Annotated in this window: 19 protein-coding genes and 1 riboswitch; of the genes, 1 reads left to right on the top strand and 18 read right to left on the bottom strand. The window is 59.0% G+C overall.

The window, feature by feature from the left end:
- Window position 1: 1 nt before the first annotated feature.
- The 18 genes from cobI to JWG43_RS08135 all read right to left on the bottom strand — a co-directional run bounded on the left by cobI (window position 2) and on the right by JWG43_RS08135 (window position 21,786).
- Window positions 2-763, bottom strand: a complete 762-nt coding sequence (gene cobI / locus JWG43_RS08220; RefSeq protein ID WP_205242426.1) for a precorrin-2 C(20)-methyltransferase — start codon at window positions 761-763, stop codon at window positions 2-4.
- On the bottom strand, window positions 760-1,968 hold the full coding sequence (cbiE, locus tag JWG43_RS08215) for a precorrin-6y C5,15-methyltransferase (decarboxylating) subunit CbiE (protein ID WP_205242425.1): 1,209 nt from the start codon (window positions 1,966-1,968) through the stop codon (window positions 760-762). Before cbiE ends, cobI begins: the two co-directional genes overlap by 4 nt.
- On the bottom strand, window positions 1,955-3,085 hold the full coding sequence (locus JWG43_RS08210; protein ID WP_240193471.1) for a cobalt-precorrin-5B (C(1))-methyltransferase: 1,131 nt from the start codon (window positions 3,083-3,085) through the stop codon (window positions 1,955-1,957). Before JWG43_RS08210 ends, cbiE begins: the two co-directional genes overlap by 14 nt.
- Before the next feature lie 183 nt (window positions 3,086-3,268).
- On the bottom strand, window positions 3,269-3,889 hold the full coding sequence (locus tag JWG43_RS08205) for a precorrin-8X methylmutase (RefSeq protein ID WP_205242424.1): 621 nt from the start codon (window positions 3,887-3,889) through the stop codon (window positions 3,269-3,271).
- A 214-nt stretch (window positions 3,890-4,103) separates the two neighbouring features.
- On the bottom strand, window positions 4,104-5,477 hold the full coding sequence (locus JWG43_RS08200; protein ID WP_205242423.1) for a cobyrinic acid a,c-diamide synthase CobB: 1,374 nt from the start codon (window positions 5,475-5,477) through the stop codon (window positions 4,104-4,106).
- A complete protein-coding gene (locus tag JWG43_RS08195) occupies window positions 5,474-6,412 on the bottom strand; it encodes an ABC transporter substrate-binding protein (protein ID WP_205242422.1) in 939 nt (312 codons plus the stop codon). The genes JWG43_RS08200 and JWG43_RS08195 overlap by 4 nt, the downstream gene beginning before the upstream one ends.
- 16 nt (window positions 6,413-6,428) lie before the next feature.
- Window positions 6,429-7,247, bottom strand: coding sequence for an ABC transporter ATP-binding protein (locus tag JWG43_RS08190; RefSeq protein WP_205242421.1), 819 nt, complete (start codon window positions 7,245-7,247; stop codon window positions 6,429-6,431).
- The gene (locus tag JWG43_RS08185; RefSeq protein WP_205242420.1) at window positions 7,228-8,268 is read right to left on the bottom strand and encodes a FecCD family ABC transporter permease; all 1,041 of its coding nucleotides are present in this window, start codon (window positions 8,266-8,268) and stop codon (window positions 7,228-7,230) included. The genes JWG43_RS08190 and JWG43_RS08185 overlap by 20 nt, the downstream gene beginning before the upstream one ends.
- Window positions 8,268-9,170: a sirohydrochlorin cobaltochelatase gene (locus JWG43_RS08180; RefSeq protein ID WP_205242419.1), complete on the bottom strand. Its 903-nt coding sequence runs from the start codon at window positions 9,168-9,170 to the stop codon at window positions 8,268-8,270. The genes JWG43_RS08185 and JWG43_RS08180 overlap by 1 nt, the downstream gene beginning before the upstream one ends.
- 218 nt (window positions 9,171-9,388) lie before the next feature.
- Window positions 9,389-9,577, bottom strand: a riboswitch (cobalamin riboswitch).
- A gap of 87 nt (window positions 9,578-9,664) precedes the next feature.
- Window positions 9,665-10,360, bottom strand: coding sequence for a hypothetical protein (locus JWG43_RS08175; RefSeq protein ID WP_205242418.1), 696 nt, complete (start codon window positions 10,358-10,360; stop codon window positions 9,665-9,667).
- Window positions 10,361-10,419: 59 nt separating this feature from the next.
- Window positions 10,420-11,874, bottom strand: a complete 1,455-nt coding sequence (locus JWG43_RS08170) for a pyridoxal phosphate-dependent decarboxylase family protein (protein ID WP_205242417.1) — start codon at window positions 11,872-11,874, stop codon at window positions 10,420-10,422.
- Window positions 11,875-12,455: 581 nt separating this feature from the next.
- The gene (locus JWG43_RS08165; protein WP_205242416.1) at window positions 12,456-12,989 is read right to left on the bottom strand and encodes a DUF4388 domain-containing protein; all 534 of its coding nucleotides are present in this window, start codon (window positions 12,987-12,989) and stop codon (window positions 12,456-12,458) included.
- A 176-nt stretch (window positions 12,990-13,165) separates the two neighbouring features.
- Window positions 13,166-14,359 carry a M24 family metallopeptidase gene (locus tag JWG43_RS08160; protein ID WP_205242415.1) on the bottom strand — a complete coding sequence of 398 codons (1,194 nt, stop codon included), beginning with the start codon at window positions 14,357-14,359 and terminating at the stop codon, window positions 13,166-13,168.
- A gap of 357 nt (window positions 14,360-14,716) precedes the next feature.
- Complete coding sequence (nspC, locus tag JWG43_RS08155) at window positions 14,717-15,886, bottom strand: carboxynorspermidine decarboxylase (protein WP_205242414.1); 1,170 nt, start codon at window positions 15,884-15,886, stop codon at window positions 14,717-14,719.
- Window positions 15,883-17,073 carry a saccharopine dehydrogenase family protein gene (locus JWG43_RS08150; protein ID WP_205242413.1) on the bottom strand — a complete coding sequence of 397 codons (1,191 nt, stop codon included), beginning with the start codon at window positions 17,071-17,073 and terminating at the stop codon, window positions 15,883-15,885. The genes nspC and JWG43_RS08150 overlap by 4 nt, the downstream gene beginning before the upstream one ends.
- 53 nt (window positions 17,074-17,126) lie before the next feature.
- A complete protein-coding gene (speA, locus tag JWG43_RS08145) occupies window positions 17,127-19,040 on the bottom strand; it encodes a biosynthetic arginine decarboxylase (RefSeq protein WP_205242412.1) in 1,914 nt (637 codons plus the stop codon).
- Between the two features lie 346 nt (window positions 19,041-19,386).
- Window positions 19,387-20,526: a DUF2786 domain-containing protein gene (locus JWG43_RS08140; RefSeq protein WP_205242411.1), complete on the bottom strand. Its 1,140-nt coding sequence runs from the start codon at window positions 20,524-20,526 to the stop codon at window positions 19,387-19,389.
- 3 nt (window positions 20,527-20,529) lie between these two features.
- A complete protein-coding gene (locus JWG43_RS08135) occupies window positions 20,530-21,786 on the bottom strand; it encodes a M48 family metallopeptidase (protein ID WP_205242410.1) in 1,257 nt (418 codons plus the stop codon).
- A 346-nt stretch (window positions 21,787-22,132) separates the two neighbouring features.
- Between JWG43_RS08135 and JWG43_RS08130 the strand changes: the two genes are divergently transcribed.
- A complete protein-coding gene (locus JWG43_RS08130; protein ID WP_205242409.1) occupies window positions 22,133-22,810 on the top strand; it encodes an arginine N-succinyltransferase in 678 nt (225 codons plus the stop codon).
- Window positions 22,811-22,907 lie beyond the last annotated feature (97 nt).

Raw genomic sequence — 22,907 nt, 5'->3', positions numbered from 1 at the left:
CTCAGACCTGTACCTGTTTTTTGCGGATCAGCATGGTGGAAAAATAGTGGAGTTGTCGTCCCCGTGCCTCGCGGACATCGTTATAGACCCGTTCGTCGGGCAGACCGGCGCGCTCGACCAGCACGGCATGGCTGATGAGGTCGAGTTCGGTCAGCAGGTCAATCAGGGCATCGATGCGCCGGTGCACTTTCATCAGGACCACCGAGTCCAGGGTAGTGAGGATCTGGCGCAGGCGGTCGTCTTCAAAGGCCGCCGGCACCACGGCCAGGACATCGTCACCCAGGGCCAGGGGATTGGACTGACCCGCGGCGCAGGCCGACATGGCGGTGATACCCGGAATCACTGTCACCCTGGTCCGCGGGCGTTGTTCCTGGATCATGGCAAGAAGGTAAAATGCGGTGGAATACAGGGTGGCGTCGCCGAGGGTGGGAAAGGCGACATCCCGGCCCTGATCGAGGTGGGTGATGACCTCGTCGGCCGATTTCCGCCAGGCCTGAAGCAGCTGGTCGTCGGTGTCCCGGCCAAGGAAGACTTTTTTCATGGGGAAGCAGAGCGAGAGGATGACACGATCATTGGCCGGCACCATGGCGTCGACAATCTGTTGGGCGCTGCTGCTGCCGTTTTCCCTTGCCGTGGGGACGGCCCAGACCTTGGTATTGCTCAGGATGCGGACAGCTTTGCAGGTCATGAGTTCCGGGTCGCCGGGACCCACGCCGACCAGGTACAGATGGCCCGGGTGCGAGGATGGAGTTGCTGTGCTCATTTATCGCCTGTGATAAGGGTTATGGGGTTAAAAACCTGGGGGCTACCTTCGGGATACGCTGTCCTGGTCACGGCAAGGGTGGCGCTTGTCACCTGGAACCCGAGGCGAAGCAGACAGGACAAGGCCGTGGTTGCGGTTGCCGGCAGCACAGCGTTGAGGACGATGCGGCCGCCGGCGGGTAGTCGGGCTGCCGCCGTGTCGAAAATGGCCTCCAGGCGCTTGCCGCTGCCACCAATGAAGATCCGGTCCGGGGCAGGGAGATCAGCCAGGGCCTCCGGAGCCTCTCCCGCAACAAGGCGGATATTGTAGGCGGCGTAGGTGCGGATATTGGCCCGGATATTCTCCTGCTCTTCCGATTTTTTTTCGATGGTGTAAATAGAGAGGTCCGGGGCCAGACGGGCTGCCTCCAGGGAAATGGACCCCGAGCCGCCGCCGATATCCCACAGGACTCCGCCGGCGGGCAGTCGCAGCCGGTGCAGGGTGGCGGCCCGTACCTCGTCTTTGGTGATCAATCCCCGGGAATGGCGGATTTCCGATTCACGCAGGCCAAAAAACAAGGGAACGGTCCGGGGCGGCTGTTCCACCAGCATGATGTTGAGGGGCGCAAAAGACTGCGCCGCGATGTCAGCCAGGGTGCCGCTGATCAACCGTTCTTCGTCAAGACCCAGGTTTTCCGCCACCCGGATGCGGATGGCGGCAATCCGTTCGCCATCGTTGCAGGCCTCCAGGGCGGCCAGCAGGCTGGCGGCCACCTGATCCGGACTGTTGTGGTGGTCGGTGAGCAGCAGCACCCGGTCATGGCCGAGTATCCGGCCGGGGAGGTTGTGTCCGGATCGCCCATGGAGGCTGAGCAGGACAAGATCGTCCCAGGGCAGACCAAACCGGGCACAGGCCAGTTGCACGGCGGAAAGGGCCGGGTGAATGGTGACTCGCTCCCGACCGAAGCGGTTGATCAGGGATCGACCAATGCCGTGAAAGAGCGGATCGCCGCTGGCCAGGACCGCCACCGTCCCGCTGGTCAGGGCCCCGGCGACCTGGTCGAGCATGGCTGCCACCGGGGTGATGTCCAGGAGGCGTGGATTGAGTCCATCCACCAGGGGCCGGTGCCGACGCGAGACCACCACGGCGGCGCAATGGCGTACCAGCCCGCGCTGTTCGTCGGTGAGCATGGTTCCGTTGATGCCGATCAATTCAATCCGTGACATGAACCACCCCTTCCTCGGCGGTGACCAGGTAAACCCGGACGGGCAGGTTGGACCAGCATTCGGCCTGCAACCGGGCCGTATTGCAGACCGCGGCCACCAGATCATGACGTCCCATGGCCTGTAGCCGATCATGGATCTCCCGGGCCGTATTGGCCCGGCGCATCTCTACGGCCATTGTTTCCTCCAGTCCGAGGCGGGCGAGCAGATCCGCTGCCTGGCGGGTTTCAAGGACACCGTTGCGGACATGGGTCTGGGGAACGGCCAGGGCAGCCTTGACCAGCTTGGCCCACATGCCGGCCAGATGAATCCGGCTGAATCCATGACGTCTGGCCGCTTCCAGGCTGTAGCGGAGGTAATCACCCATCATCACCAAAGCCTCCTCTGGTAAGTGCAACCGTGCCTGCACCGCTGCCTCGGAGGTCCGCCCGGTGGCCAGCAGAACCGCATCGAGATCGGCCGCCCGGGCCACCCGCATCGAGGCCTCAATGGTTTCGGTCCAGGCCTTGGCGGAGACCGGACGGACAATACCGGTGGTGCCGAGAATGGAAAGGCCGCCCACCACCCCCAGGCGCTGATTGAGCGTTTTTGCCGCCAGGGCTTCACCGTCCCGGACGAAAATTTTCACCTCAACTGGCCGGCAACAGGCTTCACCATGCAGCGCCTCCCGCACCGCTGTGCGGATCATTTGGCACGGCACCGGATTGATTGCCGGTTCTCCCACTGCCACCGGCAGGCCGGGCTTGGTGACTACACCCACCCCTGGTCCATTGACCAGGACAATGGGTTCCTTTTCGCTCGGCTCCAGCCAGCGGGCCTCGGCGCCGATCTCGGCGCCGTTGGTGACGTCCGGATCGTCTCCGGCATCCTTGACCACCGTGGCCAGGGCCGTTTTTCCGCCGAAACGGCACAGATCAAAAACGTGGCGTGACCCATCGGGAAAGGGAATGCTCACCTGGATGGGATGTTCCCGGCCCAGCAGGCAGAGCACCGCTCCCTTGGCGGCGGCAGCGGCACAGGCCCCGGTGGTATAGCCGCTGCGCAGGGTTTTCTTGGTACCGGATCGAGGGGCCATTTCTTTCACCTGAATCCGTGACGTCTGGACGCTTGTTTCGGACATATCTTTCTGTAATCATTTTATAATTTCAGCTGAAATCTTGGCAGTAACTTTCACCCGCCGCCCTTCGGGGCATCCGTCCGCACGCCATCTTCATTGCCCGTAACCGTCCGATAAAGTGTACTTTAATCGAACGGTCACGAACAACGAAGCTGACGCACGGACGAACGCTCACGGACTCAGGTTTCAGGCAAGGCGAAGCAGGGCGTTCACCGCGGCCACGGCCACCGGGGTGCCGCCTTTGCGGCCCAGGGTGGTGATATGGGGGTAAGGTTGTTTTGTCAGCAGCTGTTTGGATTCCACCGCGTTGACAAAACCCACCGGTGCGCCGATGACAAGAGCCGGGGCAAAGAGACCCTGATCGATCAGTTCCATGGTTTTGAGCAGGGCGGTGGGGGCATTGCCGATGGCGACAATGCCGATGTTGTCGCTTGCGGCCCGGACAATGGCGGCATCGGAACGGGTTACGCCGTTCTTGGCGGCCAGTTCCGCGGTTTCCGGTTCCTTGATCCGGCAGATCACCCGGCCGCCAAAGGGGGTGAGCAGGGCAAGGGAAATACCGCTGGCCGCCATGTTGACGTCCACGAGGATATTTTTTCCCGAGCGAATGGCGGTCAGGCCTGCCTGGATCGCCCGGGGATGAAAACGCAGGGTTTGGGCAAAACTGAAGTCGCCGGTGGCATGGATGATCCGGCGCACCACGGCGAACTCCTCGGGCGCGAAAGCTGTGGGGCCGAGTTCACGCTCGATGATGCGGAAACTCTCCGCTTCGATCTCGCCGGGGGCGATCTGTTGGATGGTGACCATGGTGTTCTCCTGAATCCGTGACGGCTGGACTCTTGTTTGGGACATATTATGCTTTACTCAGGGGGTAGGTTTGATGACATTATTGACAATTCGCCTTCACCAGCCGCCCTTCGGGGCATCCGTCCGCACGCCATCTTCATTGCCCGTAACCGCCCGATAAAGTCCACTTTAATCGAACGGTCACGAGCAGCGAAGCTGACGCACGGACGAACGCTCACGGATCCAGGTCTCCGTTCGATTGACGGCAGGCCTGGACGAAACGGGACGCTGCTTCGGGAGTGCGGCCCCAGTGGAGGTGGATGTACCCTGCCAGAGTCTGGTGGTGGATGATATACCCCTCAGATCGGTTGTCGTCGAGGCGAAAAACGGATTCCGTGGAAGGTTGCTCCTGGTCCAGGGTGGAATAGTGAAATTCATGCCCATGGAGCACCGTGCCCTGCTCGCCCAGCAGGCAGTCACGGGTCACGGTCGGCCGGCGGTAACCGAGACTGCGCAGGCGGGTTTGCATGCGGGTACGCCATGGGTACAGGCCCACCATGGGGTAGTCATTCCCTTCCAGGTCCACAAGGGCGCGACAGAGATACATGAAACCGCCGCACTCACCGTACACGGGCCGCCCTGCCCGGGCAAAGCAGTGGATCTGCTCCCGCATTCCCAGGTTGGCGCTGAGCTGCCGGGCATGCAGCTCCGGATATCCACCCCCCAGGTAGAGCCCCTCGATGCCCGGCGGCAGGACCGTATCCTCAATGGGGCTGAAAAAAACCAGCTCAGCACCGGCCTGACACAGCAGATCGAGGTTGTCCTGGTAATAGAAACAGAAGGCCGCATCCCGAGCCACGCCCAGCCGCACGCGGGGACCGGTGGACATGGGAGCCGACGGTTCCATTGCCGGGGTTGGCGCAATGCCGGCGCAATGCTCAGCGGCGATCCGCAGCAGCAGATCCAGGTCGAGATGCTGTTCGGTCAACTGGGCCAGATGTTCCAGGCCGTCGCCCTTGAGCGGGTGTTCTTCACCCATGTGCAGGCCGAGATGGCGGGAGGGAATGTGTACCTCGTCCCGGCGGGGGAAAAAACCGATGATCGGCGTCGGACAGTGTTCCCGGATAGCCCCGGCCACCAGGTTTTGATGTTTTTCCGAACCGACCCGGTTGCAGATAACCCCGGCCAGATCGAGGTGGGGATCCAGGCCGGCAAAGCCCTTGACCACCGCGGCGATGCTCTCCGCCGCGGAACGGACATCGATGACCAGGAAGACCGGCAGGCCGAGGGTGCGGGCAAGAAAGGCGGCCGAGCCTTCTCCGCCGTCAAAAAGCCCCATGACCCCTTCGACCACCGCGCAACTTTCCGGCGGCCTGTTGGCGGTGAAGGTGTGGCGGACAAAATCCGCGCCGCACATCCGCACATCGAGATTACGGGATATACGCCCGGTCACCATCCGATGCAGGGTGGGGTCGATGAAATCCGGGCCGCATTTGAAGGGTTGTACCACAAGTCCGCGCCGGGCAAGGGCTGCCATGATCCCCAGGGTCAGGGTGGTCTTGCCGCAGCCGGAATGGGTGCCGGCGATGAGCAGGGCAGGCCGGTTCATAGACCGGTGAGCCCGTTCTGACTGTAGTCCGGGTAGAGCAGCGACTTGACAAAGGCGATGCCATCGAGCAGGCCCATGGTCGGCCGGGACACCAGTTCCTCGGGGACCAGGAAGACCTGACGCTGGCGTACGGCCTTGATAATCTGAAACCCGGGTGCCCGCATGATCTCGTCGACACTGACCGGGTTCATGCGGCCGTACTGGGCCAGATAGAGATCGATCTCATCGGCCTTGGCCAGCAAGCGTTCCCTGCCGTAGGCGGCGATGTTGGTTTCGCGCATCTGCATGGCGTCGGTGGCGATATTGACCCCACCGGCGGCCTCGAGCACGAACATGGCCATGGACGTGGGGGCAAAGGTTTTCATCTGCCGGTGGATGGACTCGAAGTAGACCCGTTTCCGCTCCTCCCTGGGGCGTCGCTGGACATCGGCGGTGAGTTCGGCCAGGCGTTGGCCAAAGGTCTTGATCATGGTCCTGGCCTCTTCCTCCCGGCCGGTGAGTTTACCCAGGGTTTCCCAGTAGCTGAACAGTTCAGGGGCTGTCGTGGGCTGGAGGGAAACCACCCGGACATTGTTTCTCTCCAGGATCCGGACCAGATGCGGGTAGCCCCGGCTGATCATCGGCCGGATCAGGACCAGATCGGGCTGAAGGGCCAGAAGTCGCTCGGGATCATCCTGGAACTGCACCCGGGGCCGGTCCGGCAACTGATTGTCGCTGGCGCCGATGGCGATGATTTCCTCCCTGAGGCCAAGGTCGAGGAGGTTGGTGGTGTGGGCTGGATACAGGGAGATGATCCGTTGAAAGGGTTGGGAAAAAACCAGGGTGCGCATCTCGCTGTCCGTGATACTGATCGCGGCGCAGAGCGGTGCGGCGGAAAGGAAAAGAACAAGGGGAATGAAAAGAAAGGGAATGGAGGCAGTTTTTTTGCTGTTCATTGGTTCAGAGCGATGGTTATGATGCGACCGGCAGCCTGAAACTGACCTGCCGGCACTTGGTGAAGGTACTGGTGGTCACCTCGGCCTCGACACCGTAGACGGTGGCAATGGTTTCCGCGGTCAGGACCTGTTCTGTTTTTCCCTGACGGACCACCCGGCCCTCTTTGAGAAAGATCAGCTCGTCGCAGAAGAAGGCAGCCAGGTTGAGGTCATGCATGACCGCCACAACCTGGAGATGTCCTTGTTCGAAACGGCTGCGGGTGAGGTGGAGGATTTCCAGGCTGTGGTGGATGTCGAGGTTGGAAGTGGCCTCGTCCAGGAGCAGGACCGAGGGTTTCTGGGCCAGGGCGCGTGCTACTGCCACTCGCTGTTTTTCACCGCCGGAAAGGCGGGTGACCGAGCGTTTTTCGAGATGGGCTATGCCGGTGACGGTCAGGATTTCATCGATCAGGGCCAGGTCCTCGGGGCTTGGACTGGCGAAGCGATGCAGATGGGGATGCAGACCCATTTCCACCACTTCACGGACGGTGAAGCCGAAGCGGACCATGAAGTCCTGGGGAACCAGAGCCATGTGGCGGGCCAACTGTTTCCTGGGCCAGGAGCGCATGGCATGGCCCAGGAATTCGACGGTGCCGTTTTGCGGGGTGAGCAGGCCATTGAGCAGGTCGAGCAAGGTGGTTTTGCCGCTGCCGTTGGGCCCGAGGATACCGTAGCAGCAACCGGGGCGGAGTTCGAGGTTGATGTCGCGCAGGACCGGCACCCCGCCGTAGCTGAAGTGGACGTCCTGCAACGCCCAGAGGCGGTCTTGCCGACGATCAGAAATCGCTTTTGCCATGCTGCTGCCTCTTTTTGAAGATGATGCAGAAAAAAGGTCCGCCCAACAGCGCGGTGAGCACGCCGATGGGTACTTCCACCGGCAGGACGGCCCGGGTCAGGGTATCGGCGAAGAGCAGCAGCAGGCCGCCGGTGAAAAAAGACAGCGGCACCAGCAGGCGGTTGTCCGGGCCGACCAGATGGCGCAGCATGTGGGGCACAATGAGGCCGACAAAGCCGATAATGCCGGACACGGAAACCGCCAGGGCGGTCATCAGGGTACAGGTCACCAGGAGTATGGTTCGCAGGCGGACGGTTTGCACCCCCAGGGTTGTGGCGGCCCGATCACCGGTCGCCATGATATTGAGGTCGCGGGCGTAACAAAAAGCCACCAGAATGCCGAACAGGGCGGTGGGGGTCAAGAGGAAGATGTTCTGCCAGGACGAACCCGAGAGACTGCCCATGAGCCAGAAGATGATGATGCCCACCTGCTCGTCGGCGAGAAATTTGAGAAATCCAATGGCTGCTGAAAGGATAGCGGCGACAATGACCCCGGCCAGAATGAGACTGGTGGAGGAGAGACTGCGGTCCCCGGCGGCCAGGTAGAGCACCACGGCCAGGGTACCGACCCCGCCGGCAAAGGCGAAGATCGGTACGGAGACGGCCGGCGGCAGGGTCAGGCCGAAGATCTGCAGGACAATGACCAGGGAAGCGCCAAAGGCGGCCCCGGTGGAGATGCCCAGGGTATAGGAGTCGGCCAGGGGGTTGAGCAGAATGGCCTGGAACACGGCACCGCTGACCCCGAGCATGCCGCCGACCAGAGCCGCCGCCAGGATACGGGGCATACGGACGTCGGTGACCACGGTGACGGCAATGGGATCGATGCCCTCGGGCAAGGGCTTCGGGGTCAGGCTTGCCAGGATGATGGCAACGACATCGGTGATCGGGATGTGGAGAAAGCCCATGGTGGCTGACAGAGCGATCCCCGCTGTCAGGGCTGCTGCCAGCAGGGGGATGACTGCTTTCCCGCGTGCGGTTGGCATCAGGATAATTTCAGACCGGCATCGGCCGCCGCCTCGGCGATATGGTTGACAAAAATACCGGCGATCGCCGGTTGTTCGCCCAGACCGGTGAGGACCGGAATCACTTCGACCCCATCCCTGATGAGGATCGATTGCCAGGAATCCTCTTCCGGTCCGGCGAGGTCGTTGCGGGCATGGTCACCGGCGACGACAAGAAAAGGTTTGAGCAGGACTCGCCGCAGGCCATGCAGGTGAAGATCTTCGCGTATTTCTTCCAGAGAGGGAAAGCCTTCCACCGTGCCGATCAGGGTGCGGACATCGGGATAGAGCTGCCGCATTCGGGCGGCAAATTCCAGGTACAGGCCGCCGGAGGGGAAATAATGGTTGCCGTGACCCATATATACCAGGGCCGCATCGTGGCGGCGGGCAAGCGCCGCATCCTCGGCCAGGGCGCGGGCCACGATGAGAATGTCGTCGGCATAGGTGTGTTTGAGACTGTAGGCACCGAGCAGCGGTCGGCCAAGGGCAATGGTTTTGAATGGCTGCCAGCGCGGTTTCAAGGTCCGGATGGAGTTGAGGCCGTTGACATAGGATCTGAGATCGTGGAATTCCTCGGCCGGAACTATGTGCGTGGGTTGCACGATCAGGGTATCGTATCCCCGGTCCTGCAGGTTGGCAATGGCCGCCAGGGGACCCTGGACCTGGAGAATCTCAGCGGGTATATCCGGATGGGCCGCCAGATAGGCAGGATCGGCGGCACGACGGTTCCAGATGCGGCGGATCTGGTTGGAGGTGAAGGCGAGCCGCACCGGCGTTTGCGGAAACGCTTGCCTAACCGCGTCTCTGATGGCGAGCAGCGCCCCCAGAGCAGCCTCCACCGTTGTTCCGAACATGGCCAGGACAATTGCCTGTGTCTGTTGCATCGTGTGTGCTCCTTGGTTTGCCGCGGCGGGGTGGAGTCGCAACGCCACCTGATCCGCTGGCAACGGGACCGGATAAAACCCCCGTTTCCTGCTTCCGGTAAACGTTTTCAAATCCACTGGAGGCCGGCCAAAAAAAAATCCCGGACCGTTGTCATCTTGGTCCAGGATGTCCCTTTTTGTACCGCTGGAGTCCGTGTTCCTGCCTTGCATGCCGGCAAGGACAGGGAGCTGTTCAGGCAGGTCTTCTGACTTCCGGATCATTCTCCTTCCGCGCCTTCCCGCTTCGCGTTCGAAGCAGTGGCCATTGTGCGGAATTTGTCCCCGGGTACAGCGGCGGGCCCGTTCCGGAATTAAACCGGATTCCCTTTTCATCCGTTGATACGGACACCTGAACGACGATGGGCAACATCGTACCTGTCGTTGTTGGTGAAGTCAAGCCGTGAATCACCGATCCACTGGAAAAAGCCCTCTCTGTGCCGGCTTTCTGGTCAGTTTCACAGGTCGCCGTCAATGGTCAGGTGCTCTGTATTCAGGTCGACAAGAGGTGGGAGCAGCGTTCTGGCCATGGCGGCTGTCCATTGGCAGGCGCCGGAGGGGGGAAGCACCTGCAACTGGTTGAGTCCGCGGGCGATCTCCTCGTACCTTTTTCCCTTACGGCGCAGGTGCAGGATCGCGGCAGACAATTGCGCCGGACTGAAACGCTGTTGGGCATATACCGGGCCCGGCCTGGAATGGGGATCCTTGTCCCTGGTCGGGTCCGCAGCAGGGTGACAAACGATATCACTGACCGTTTTCGTCCTGGTCGCCTGACAAGAAGCAGTCATAGCCTGGTCAACCTGTTGCTGGTTGACAGGCATGGGCTTGCTTGCAAGCCGCGGACCGGCCATGAACCGTATCAGGTCATCGATCTGGCGGTCTCTTTGAACCAGTTGTGCACGCATATCCTCGATCTGATCATGGAGAATTTCGATCTGCTCCTTGTACGCAGTGAGCAGTTCCGTGAACACGTCCCGGTCAGCAGCGCGGTCGTTGTTCCGGCAATCGTTCTGAACGACACTGTTGGTTTCAGCAGGGTTCATGGTCGATTCACCACCCTCACAACCGGTGGGGGCCGGCAGGTGAGGGCCGTCATCCACGTGTTCCTGATCGGGGTGGCGGACCTGATCTCCTTTGTCCCGCTTCCCGAACACTCACGGATCCATGCTTGATAAATTCGGCTGCTTCTTTCCGGGGCATGGTGGCATCGGTTTCACTTATGCTCGGCATATCGATCCTGGGTAGAGGGCACAGTGCGGCCTTCGGCCAATAGTTCACGGCCGGTGGCGATCACCGTCTGAAAAAAGCTGTCCAGCTCCGGTTTGTCGACATTGAGATTGGTGATCAGCAGGCGCAGGGTCACTTCTCCGTTGACATATCCGGTGCCGACCAGTGTCACCCCCCGTCGATGCATGCGGTCTCGCAACTCGCAATTCAAAGAACCGGAAGGCCAGCCTTGCGGAGTGCGAAACCGGAAACAGATGTTAAAGGATTCACGGGGGACAACCATCTCCAGAACATCGCTCCGGCGGATCCATTCCTCGGCGTAGCGACAGAGTTCGAGATAATGTTCCACCCGATGCGCTAGTCCGGCCTGGCCGTAAAAACGCCAGTCAAGAAACCACTTGAGGCTGTCGACCCGGCGGCCGCACTGCAGAGATAGTGTGCCCAGGTCACGGACTTCATGATCCGGTCCTTCCCGAAAGATATAACTTTCATCACCGGCACTGCAGACTTCCCGAAACAGGGAGAGCTCGTTATTAAACAGAAGGACATTGCACATCAGTGCCGTTCCGAGCATCTTGTGGAAATCGAGGGTAAAGGAGTCGGCCCGGTTGAGATGGGGCAGAAACCGCGAGCGGAGCCGATCGCTGAAGATGACCGCTCCACCCCAGGCACCATCGACATGCAGCCAGAATCCATGGCGTTGGCGCAGGGCCAGCAGCGGTTCGAGAAGATCAAAGGACCCGCGGACCGTGGTCCCGGCGGTGGCACCGACAAAAAAGGGGGTGCCACCTGCTGCCGCGATCTCTTCCATGGATTTTTGCAAAGTCGGAACATGCATGCGGCCATGGTCATCTAGGGGGATTTTGATGAGATGATCAGTGCCGAGGCCGAGAATGTTTGCCGCCCGGTCCATGGAGTAGTGTGCGTCCTGATTGACAAAGGCGAACAGCTCCCGCTGCCGGAACAAACCGCTCTGTTTGATGACAGGGTCGGTCCTGTTGCGGGCCGCCATCATGGCGATCATGTTGGCGTTGCTTGATCCGGTGGTCATCTGGCCGGAGCCGTTGGTGAATCCAACCAGGTCGAGCATGGTCCGCAGCATGTATTTTTCCATCAGCGTCGACACCGGTGCGGTTTCAAAGGTGCAGGCCGAGGTGTTGGTGATTGCAGTGATTATTTCGCCGATCACCGAAGGCAGGTTGGCACCGGCCCACATTCGGTTGACGAAACCAGGGTGGCTGGTTTTAACGGCATGGGCCAGGTATTGCTCCACCCAGGAGAAAATTTCCTCCCAGTCCTGATTGCCCGCACTGTCTTCGAAATGCAGCTCCCGGCGAAGGACTTCGGGATCGAGGTAGGTGACGAAATTACCTGTTTCCCGCTCGTGATAATAGCGGTTTAAGATCTGCAGCAGACGTTCGAAGATTTTTTCCTGCTCCATAGGTCCTGTGAATACTCCCTGTACCGGTCAAGATGCAACCTGGATCGGTGAGCGTCCGTCCGCGGGTCTGCCTTGTTGTTCATGGCCTTCTGTCAAGATACTCTGGGTCAAACGGTCACAAACAATAAAGCTGATGGGTGGACAATCGCCTCGAAGGGCGGCGGTTGACGATGTATTGTCCAAAAGGTCGCCGCATGTATACTCTGATTACAGCAAAAAATATCCAAAAAAAAGAGTCCAGTCGTCACGGATTCAGGTCATGGTAAGGTGTCAGGATAACAGCCAGATAGAGGCGTAGCCGTCTTGCTGTTTTTCTCACGATGACTTCATCGTCACAGGTTTCGCCGTTGTCAACGATGGCCATGGCCGGGATATTGATTCCAGATAGCCAGGGCCATCCGGCAATCTGTAAAGTGATTGCTCTATACACCAAGGGGAAAGGATAATCGAACAGAAAATAGCCCGTTGGGGGTGCACAGAGGACTGCTGCGGTGAACAAATTCGCAGCGTGACTTGATTCTGAACAATAGAACCTTGCTTGTGAAGGGACACGGGCAAAAAAGAGTTTCAGGGCGCGGGATTCAGAGGTTTTGCGAGTGAAGACCGTCTATGCGGACCATTCCCTCGAGCAGCAGGTGGTCGATACGGGCATGCAGCTTGATGTCCTCCGGGTCCGGTTTCTGGCTCTGGTAAAAGCGAAACCATCCTTCCTGCCAGGATAAAGCTTCAAAAAAAGAATCCTTGATCTGATTGAGCAGGGTTTCATCCAGCCGGTCGGCCGAGATGTACCCTTTTTCAATCAGGATCTGGCCGAATCGAGTTTGCGGGTGCTGCTGTTCCTGGAGACGGAGGCACTCCTGTAACTGTTCACTGTTGATCAGTCGTGACTCAAGCAGAATTTGCCCTATCCGCCGGGGACTGATTTGCAGGAGACCGTGAATAAGAGCACCATTTTGAAAGTAAAATACACCGCTGTTGGTTGGCGCCGAGACTTCCAGTTTACCGGTCAGGGCAGCGAAATCAAAGAGCTGGAAAATGTTTTCTATGGCGATAACGGCGATATCGCCTTCCAGAGCAATGGCTTCATCGGGTTGAGAGGAGAAAGTGTGCGCCATGAGGGGGCCTGTTCGTTGATGAAAAGACGTTGCAGGATTTCTGAAGAAAAAACAATGATTGTCTTCAGTTTCGCAGGTTTGCACCTGATGTCAAGAGTTTTTGCAGGACGTCCACTTTTTTTCGTCCAGGATCATCTTTGCGACCTCGGAAGAAGCGCTGGTGCGCGGGCACCTTTTCACACCCGGATAATCTCCTCCGGGGCATGGGTCAGGACCCGGGCACTGTCGTTGTCGAGAACATAGGTGTTCTCGATGCCGATGGCACCTTCCGGAAAAACGAATTTCGGTTCCAATGCAAAGGTCATACCAGGGGTGAGTTCCATTTTCACACCCTTGGCAAAGATCGGGTATTCATCCAGCTCGAGACCGACACCATGGCCGATGAAGCGTACCCGGTCCTTGCCAATGCCCATGAAGTGATCCCCGAAACCAGTCTGCTCGGCCAGTTCCACCGCTCTGGCATAGATGTCTTCACAGGCCGTTCCCGGTTTGAGCATGGCTGTCAGATCCGCCTGAATATCCAGGGCAACAGCGTGCGCCTGGCGGAGTCGTTCAGAAACATCGCCGATGACGAACATCCGTGCACCGTCGGCGGTGTAGCCATTGATCAGACAGGTGTAGTCGATATAGATCACTTCGTTGCGGCCAATGGGTTTCCAGCCGGCCCCGTGGGGGTTGTTGGCCGGAGTCAGGCCGCTGCCACCCACCGGACCATCGAAGTAGGAGGAGACCGCGCCGCTGCTGCCGGAGGTGATATTGCCGAGGAAGAAATCCTGGTTGAAAGCCCGCATCTTGGAACAACCGGCATAGCCGCGGCGGCGCATGGCGGCCTCAAACAGGCTGGCCAGTTCCACCTCTGTCATGCCCTCGCGGAGCATGGCCGGGACCTCGGCGAAAACCTGATCAAGGATGGCGCAGGCCCCCTGGAGCAGGAAGATCTCATGCTGGGATTTAATCATCCGATTTTTCTTGATGGAGTCGGAGATATCAATCAGCTCGCTGTCGGCAAAGACCTGAGAATAAAACTGCCAGGTGGTATAGGGGATGACGTCCAGCTCCATACCCAGGCTGTTGATGGTATAGTTTTTCTCCTTGAGCAGGGCGGGAATCATTTTCAGGCTTTTGACTTCACGAATATCTTCAATGGGAGATTCCCTGCGGGCCCGGTCGTAGCTCTTGCGGATCATCAGCAGGGGCGCTCCTGAACGGGGAACAAAGAGGTGACCGCTTTGCGAGGTGCCGGTCAGGTAGAACAGGTTGGTATGATGGACGATCAGAGCGCCATCCATGCCCCGTTGATCCAAGGTGGTCTGCAGGGCCTGAATGCGGGTGTCAATTTCATGTTTCGGTGTGTACAGCATGTCCGTCATGGATTGGTCTCCCTGTGCTTGAGTGATACTTCTATATCCGTGAGCGTTCGTCCGCACGCCCCTGAAGGGCGACTGGTGAAATGTAGTGCTAAGGATTTCGTGACAATTAAAACATGATTACAGTAGGATATATCCAAAACAAGAGTCCAGCCGTCACGGATTCAGGATACGGTGGCGGTTGAGCGGTCACGTTACCGCACATGGTAGGCAACGAAACAGTTTCTGTCAATGGGGACAGCGTGCGCCGCCGTGAACGACTCTTCCGCCCATGCAGTCGTTCAACTATCGCGGGCAGTGCGAGTTCCCCGGGGTTGGGGGGTTGGTCGGGCAACCCGGGGGAAGATAAAGGCAGGCTCTTCAGGAAAGCCGGTCCCTGAAATCCTCGTATCCGAAGCGTCGCACCGTGTTCAGGGTGTCGGTTGCCGGTTGATAGAGGATGATCGACGGTAGCTGGACGCCGTTGAAGGTATTGGTCTTGACCATGGTGTAGATGGCCATGTCGGTGAACACCAGCCGGTCTCCCGGCACAAGCGGTGCGGCAAAGGAGTATTCACCGGCAATATCGCCGGCCAGACAGGAGAGGCCGCCGATGCGACAGGTGAAGGGTTTTTCGCCGGGCAGGCCCGAGCCGATGATATGGGGCCGGTAGGGCATTTCCAGCACATCGGGCATGTGCGCCGGCACCGAGGCGTCCATGATCGCAACCGGAATGTCGGCCTGGACCACATCAAGGACCGTGGTCACCAGGTAGCCGCTGTTGAGGGCCACCGCTTCCCCCGGCTCCAGATAGACGTCCGTGCCCCAACGATCCTGAAAGCGGTTGATGATCGCTATCAGCAGGTCAAGGTCATACCCAGGTCGGGTGATGTGATGGCCGCCGCCGAAATTGACGTAGCGCATCCGTGGCAGGACATCGGCAAAAGCCTTTTCCACGGCCGCCACGGTACGCTCCAGACAGTCGGCATCCTGTTCGCAGAGGTTGTGCCAGTGCAGGCCGCTGATGCCATCCAGGTTGTCGGTCTGAAAATCGGCCCGGCGGATGCCCAGCCGGGAGCCGGGGGCGCAGGGGTCGTAGAGGGGCACCGCGCCCTCGGAATGCTCGGGGTTGATGCGCAGAGCGAACTCAAGGGAATGTCTCGTCTGGCGAGCGGTGCGGGTGGCCAGATCACGGAATCGGTCCCATTGCGCAAAGGAGTTGAACACAAGATGATCGCTGGTGCGGGCCAACTGTTCAATGTCGCCGCTGGAATAGGCAGCGGCAAAGCTGTGCACCTCGCGACCGAATTCTTCCCGGCCCAGGCGTGCTTCGTGGGGTGAACTGGCGCAGATGCCGTCCAGGGTCCGGCGGAGCAGGGGAAAGACCCGGAACATGGCAAAGCATTTCAGCGCCAGGAGAATACGGCAACCGGTCCGTTCCTTGACCTGGCCGAGAATGGTCAGGTTGTCTTGCAACAGGCCCTCATCGACCACAAAGGCCGGGGTGCTCACCCGGCCCGGATCGAAGCGGCAGGCAAAGCGTCCGTTCACGATTCGATCACCTGCCAAGGCAGGCCATGGCGGTTGAGCGCTGCCATGAAGGGATCAGGATCAAACTCCTCCATATTCCAGACCCCGGGTCGTTTCCAGGCCCCAGTGAGCATCAGCATGGCCCCGATCATGGCCGGCACTCCGGTGGTGTAGGAGATGGCCTGGGAGCCGACCTCGCGGTAGGCCTCTTCGTGACTGCAGATGTTATAGACATAGAGCTGTTTTTCCCGGCCATCCTTGACCCCCTTGAACAGGCAGCCGATACAGGTGCGCCCCTGGGTCAGGGGACCCAGCGAGGCGGGCTCCGGCAGAACCGCCTTGAGAAACTTAAGGGGGACAACCTCGGTTCCCTGGTAGACCACCGGATCGATCCGGGTCATGCCGACATTCTCGAGAACCCTGAGATGGGTGAGGTACTGCTCGGAAAAGGTCATCCAGAAACGGGCCCGTTTCAACCCCTTGATGTTATGTACCAGGGATTCTAATTCTTCGTGGTACATGAGATAGCATTTTTTCGGTCCGATCCCTTCAGGGAAATCAAAGCTCATGGACCAGGAGAGCGGGTCGGTTTCCACCCATTCACCATGCTCCCAGTAGCGGCCCCGCTGGGTGATTTCGCGGATATTGATTTCCGGGTTGAAATTGGTGGCAAAGGCCTGGCCATGGTCACCGGCATTGCAGTCAATGATGTCCAGCTGGTGGATCTCGTCGAAATGATGCTTCTGCGCCCAGGCACAGAATACATTGGTGACCCCGGGGTCGAATCCCGAGCCGAGCAGAGCCATGATGTTGCGGGCCGCAAAACGTTCCCGATAGGCCCACTGCCATTTATATTCAAACTTGGCCTCGTCCGGCGGTTCGTAATTGGCGGTGTCCAGGTAATCGACCCCGGTTTCCAGGCAGGCATCCATCAGGGGCAGATCCTGATAGGGCAGGGCGACGTTGAGGACCAGATCCGGCTGGAGTCGTTTGATCAGGGCCACGGTTTCGGCGACGTTGTCGGCATCGACCTGTTCCACCGCCACCGTGACCCCGGTCCGTTCCTTGACCTGGGCGGCTATGGCCGTGCATTTGGCCAGGGTGCGGCTGGCCAGGGTGATGGACGAGAAAACCTCGCTGACCTGGGCGCATTTATGGGTGACTACACTGCCGACGCCGCCGGCGCCGATGATAAGGACATGGGCCATGATGTTCTCCTCAAGATGGTGGAGTTCAGGTTCTCTGGCTGCAGGATGATGGGTTACCGTTCAAAATAGGTGTATCCGCGCAAACCGGCCTCGTAGGCTTGAACAATCTCGCGGCGTTCCTGGGCGGTGATGCGACCGGCGCGGATAGCCTGCTCCGCGGTTTTGCGGAAGCGGATAAAGAGCCGTTTGGGGTCATACTGGACATAGGAAAGGACCTCGGCCACGGTGTCGCCCTCCTGCTCGGTGACGAATTCAAACTCTCCCTGATCCAGGATACGGATGGTGACCACGTTGGTATCCCCCAGCAGGTTGTGCAGATCGCCAAGGGTTTCCTGGTAGGCCCCCACCAGGAAGGTTCCCAGGATATATTCCTCGTGGGGTTTCAACTCATGGAGCGGCAGGTAGCGCTTGACCCCCCGTTTATCGATGAACTGATCAATTTTGCCGTCGCAGTCGCAGGTAATGTCAGCGAGAATACCCTTGCGGGTCGGTTCTTCGTTGAGACGGTGGATCGGCATGATCGGGAAGAGCTGGCCAATGGCCCAGGAATCGGGCAGGGACTGAAAAACACTGAAATTGCAATAATAAAAATCCGACAGTACCCGGTCGAGATCGGTGAGATCGGTGCTGACGTGTTTGAGTTCCTTGGACAGTCGGTTGATCTCGCTGATGGTGGCCCAGAACAGTTGCTCCGCCAGGGAACGCTGGCGGAGGCTGATCTGGCCGATCTGAAAGAGTCTCCGGGTTTCGTCCCGATAATAGATGACGTCGTTGAAGACCTCCTGAATGTTGCGTACCGTCATGTCCTTGAGGGCCTGGTGCATATATTCCAGCTGCGGGGGGCAATCCTCGGGCATGGTAGCCGGCAGGGTGCCGGACTGGAAACGGGTCACATCGAGGACGTTGAAGAGCAGGATCGAGTAGTAGGCAACCAGGGCCCGGCCGGATTCGGTGATGATGATGGGATGGGGGATTTGTTCGTCGTCCAGCGAGGTCATCACCGCCTCGATGATGTCGGTGCAGTATTCCTTGAGGGTATAATTGCGGCTGGAGAGAAAGTTGGACTGGGATCCGTCGTAATCCACGGCCAGGCCGCCGCCAAGATCCAGATAGGTCACCTGGGCGCCTTCCTTGACCAGGCCGGCGTAGACCCGGCAGGCTTCGTTGACCGCGGTGCGGATTTCGCGGATATTGGAAATCTGGGAGCCGAGATGGTAATGGACCAGTTTGAGGCAGTCGAGCATGCCGGCGGCGATGAGCAGATCCACGGCCTGGATGATCTGGCTGGTGTTGAGGCCGAAGATGGAGCGCTCGCCACCGGATTCGGACCAATGTCCGCCGGCCTGGGCCGAGAGTTTGATGCGGATACCGAGGATGGGCTTGGCTGCCAGTTTTTTCGATCGTTCAATGATCAGCGGCAATTCATCGGGCATCTCCACCACCAGGATGCAGGTATAACCGATCTTGGTGGCATAGAGGCCCAGGTCGATGAATTCCTCGTCCTTGTAGCCATTGCAGATCAGCACCGCTTGCTTGTCGGTGAGCATGCCCATGGCGGCGATCAGTTCCGCCTTGGAGCCGGCCTCCAGGCCATGGTGGTAGCGGGAGCCGAACTGGGTGATTTTTTCCACGACCTGCTGCTGCTGGTTGACCTTGATGGGGTAGGCCCCCATGAAGGTGCCGTTATACCCCAATTCCTCCATGGCGGCACGGAAGGTCTCGTTGAGGCTGGTGATCTGGGAGTCGAGAATGTTTTCGATGCGGAGAAGAACCGGCATGTCAAAACCGCGTTCCCGGATACCGTCGGCAATGGCGGCAATGCTCACCGCCCGGTCGGCGGCGCCGGGTTCGGGCATCACCATCATGTCGCCGTTTTCAGCGATGAAAAAATAGCCGCCACCCCATTCGTTCACCCCGAAAAGATCCATCGACTTGCCGATATTCCAGCGTTCCATGGTATAATTCATCCGCCTGGCTCCTCTGAAAAAAAAACAATGACGTTCTCTGTACAAAAGGTCCAACTTGACGTCAAGACGACCAGGCCATTTTTATCACAAACCGAATAAATTTGCCGTCGCTTTTGGTGTCCCTGAATCCGTGACGGCTGGAGCCTTGTTTGGAGTACATTTTACTGTAAACAGGTTATAAATGCGGCGATTTCCTTTGCAACAAGTCGTCACCCGCCGCCCTTCGGGGCGTTCGTCCGCACGCCATCTTCATTGCCCGTAACCGTCCGATAAAGTTCACTTTAATCGAACGGTCACGGACAACAAAGCTGACGCACGGACAAACGCTCACGGATTCAGGGTCTCCTCAACTGGGCTGCGTTTTGGGCGGAAGCCGAAGGTTCGCGCCGGGACCATCCTGCACCGGCGGGTGCAGGGTCAACTCGCGGCCGGCTGCTAGAGCCTGTTGATAGGCCCCGTTATGGAAGGAACCACTCTGACTCCGCATGGTCCGCAGTCGGGGGAAGCGGTAGGCAACAAAGGTGTCCAGGGCTTGCTGCTCGCGGCATGCGGGCATACTGCTTGCCGGTTGACAGCCGTGGACCGGTGGAACCTGCATGGGTGCAGACTCCAGGGTCTGGCGAAATCCGGCCAACAAACCGAGGTAATAGCTTTTTTTGGCAATGCGACCGTTGTCGCCTTGACCGCGGACGAGGGAACGGTTTTTTTTCCAGAGGACCTGTAGTCGGTCTTCGAGGAAATGGTAGCAATGTTCGGCCATGGCCACCAGTTCCGCTCGGCCCAATACTTCGATGGTCCTGTGACAAACATTGGCATGGGGGTCATACAGGGAGGCGCAGATCACCCGCACGGAAAAACAGGCCTCCAGGATGGCGCAGATCATGCGACGGTGGGCGGGCAGGGTTTGAATCCCGGTATTGATGGTTCGGTGTTCCAGGTCGGCTGTAGCGGCCAGGGCAGCGAAGTCGAGCCGATGACGGGCGAGGAGTTCGGTGGCCCGGCGAACAGCCAGGGCTGCCTCATGTTCATTCTCCGAGGACCCCAGGGCCATGAGTTTGCGCGCCTTGTCAATAATGTGCCGGCCCCTCTGGGTTGCGGAGGAACCCTGTGGCGTCGTCTGCAGCCCGTCCGCCAGATCCGCCGAGGGGCGATGAAAAACAGGATCGAGACCGATTCGGTTGCAGGCCTCGCGGAACAGGGGGCCATGACCAGCATCGTCCCGGAGATGGATTTCACTGCAGACCTGGTGGGCTATTTCATGTTTGAGGACCTGCAGGGTTGTGGTCCAGGGATAGCCGGCCAGGAGAAAATGGCTCAGCGTCAGCGTGCGGTTGGCCGCCGACCAGCTGCCCATCTGTTTCCTGTGCATGTTGATGGTCAAAATGGGCGGACGCAAGGCAAGGCGGTACTGGTAGCGGATGTCATCGTATTCCCTTGAAAGCTGGCAGAGCCAGCTTTGATGCATGCGGGTGTCGATAGTTGTCATGCTTCATTGCTCCCGGCTGTCACCCGCAGCCTTGCGCAGCGCCTCAATTCGGGCCAGGACCGGCGGGTGGCTGTAGTTGAGAAAGACATGGACAGGGTGCGGGGTCAGGTTGGAGAGATTGCTGCGGCTGAGCTTTTTCAGGCCGCTGATCAGCGCTTCACCATGGCTGCCACTGTCCAGGGCAAAACGATCGGCCTGGTATTCGTTGTGTCGGGAAAAGGCATTGATGGCAATGGCGAGCAGAGTGGCGATGGGGGTATAGAGAAAGCCGAAAAAGACCAGGCCGGCGTACACCGATATATGCTCCATGGAAAAAGCCGCGAACAGGCCGGGGTTGTCGAGCAGGCGGGAAAGAAGGAAAAACATCAGCCCGGTCTGGAGAATGGACAGCACCAGCATGCCAAGGAGATGCCGATGTTTGTAATGGCCCATCTCGTGGGCGAGAACAGCGACGATTTCGCTGGTGGTGAGTTTGTCGATGAGGGTATCGAAAAAAACAATACGACGGAAGCGGCCGAAACCGGTGAAGAACGCATTGGCCCGGGTGGAGCGTTTGGAGCCGTCCATGGTATAGATCCCCTGAAGGGCGAATTGCTGGGCGGCGGCATAACGGGTAATGGCCTCTTTGAGTTCGCCATCGGCCAGGGGGGTGAAGGTGTTGAACAGGGGCATGATCACCACTGGAGCCAGAAACTGCACCACCAGGAGAAAAATTACCGTGGCGATCCAGCAATACACCCAGGCCGACGGGCCGCTGGTCTCAAAAAACCAGAAAATACCGGCAAGCAAGGGAGCACCAAGGACCACGGCCAACAGGGCCGCTTTGAGGCGGTCGAGGAAAAAAGTCGCCACCGTGGTGGTGTTGAAACCGAAGCGCTCTTCGATGACAAAGGTTCCATAGAGGGTAAAGGGCAGGCTGAGAACTGCTGAAAGAAGGGCCAGCAGACCGGTGAAAATCAGACCGGTGGGGATGGTGGCAAAACCGAAACTCCGTGCTGCCAGATCGATGAGGTTGAAGCCTCCAGCGAAAATGAAGGTCAGGGTGACCAGAAGGCTGATGGTGCTTTCCAGCAGCGCGAAACGGGTGGTTGTTCGGGTATATTCCTGTGAGAGAGCATACTGCCCGACGTCATAGATGCCGACAAATTCTGCCGGGAGGTCCGAACGAAGAGAGCGGAGATTGAGCAGCGCCGTGGTCAGGTTGAGCAGGTACACGGACAGGAGAATGGCAACTATAAGAACAAGGTATCCGTTGATCATGCTGTGGGTGTCATCATCAGGAGTTAGCAGGGACAATGCCGATGCAGATACAGGAGTTTGGCTGGTGGTGCAAGGTAAAAATGGGTTGCTTGACTCACCGGAGTGTTTCCTGCCTGAATCCGTGACGGCTGGACGCTTGTTTTGAATATATCTTTCTGTAATAAAATTCTTATTTCAACAGGATCCCTCACGGATCCAGGTCCGGGCCATGCAGGAGCTTGCAGTGACCGTGGCAAAGGCCGTGCCGAGGTGATCCCTGTGCCGCGCTGTCCCGCATTCGACGTTTGACAGGCCGGAACAGCTGACGTATACAAACAACATCAGTCTGCAACAAGAGGAGAAGATAATGGAAACGCCCAGAAAACAAGCGGGGCTGTCAACGCCCCAGGTGATCGGTCTTGTCATCGCAGCCATGCTGCTGACCATGGTGGTTACCCTGTTGGTGGTCAGGAGCTGGCTTTTTGCCAAACCTTTTGAACCAGTCGTTCTTGCTCCAGCGGAAGCGCAGCGTCTTGAACAGAAGCTGGCCCGCTTTGAACAGGGGAGCGACCCCGGTCCCATGCACCAGCCCGAGGCAGAGCGACCAGGCGTTGGCGAGCTGCGGGCAGAACCCTACACCGAGGATGACCTTGCCCGGGAAATCATGCTCACCGAGCGGGAGATTAATGCCATGATTGCCCGCAACACCGACCTGGCCCGTAAGGTTGCTGTCGGCTTCACCACGGATCTCATCAGTCTCCACCTCCTCATCCCCATGGATCCGGATCTGCCGTTTGTGGGCGGGAAAACCCTCAGGGTCAGGGCTGGGGCTACCTTGGCCTTCCGTGGCGATCGCCCTGTATTCATACTTCGAGGGGTGTCGGTTATGGGCATTCCCCTGCCCAATGCCTGGATCGGTGGCCTGAAAAATATCGATCTGGTCGAGGTCTTCGGTGCGGAACCCGGATTCTGGCAGGGGTTTGCCGATGGTGTGGCCGCGGTTGAGGTCGGTGAAGGCAGTCTGCGCATCCAGCTCAGGGAATGAGGTTGGTAACTGATGGATGTTGCCGGTCTCTTTACATCCCGTAACCATCCGATAAAGGCTACTTTAATCGAACGGTCACCGGCAATGAAGCTGACGC

The organism is Desulfobulbus alkaliphilus (genome assembly GCF_016918545.1).
Taxonomy (GTDB): Bacteria; Desulfobacterota; Desulfobulbia; order Desulfobulbales; family Desulfobulbaceae; genus Desulfobulbus; species Desulfobulbus alkaliphilus.
This window is presented reverse-complemented; position numbering and strand designations above follow the sequence as displayed.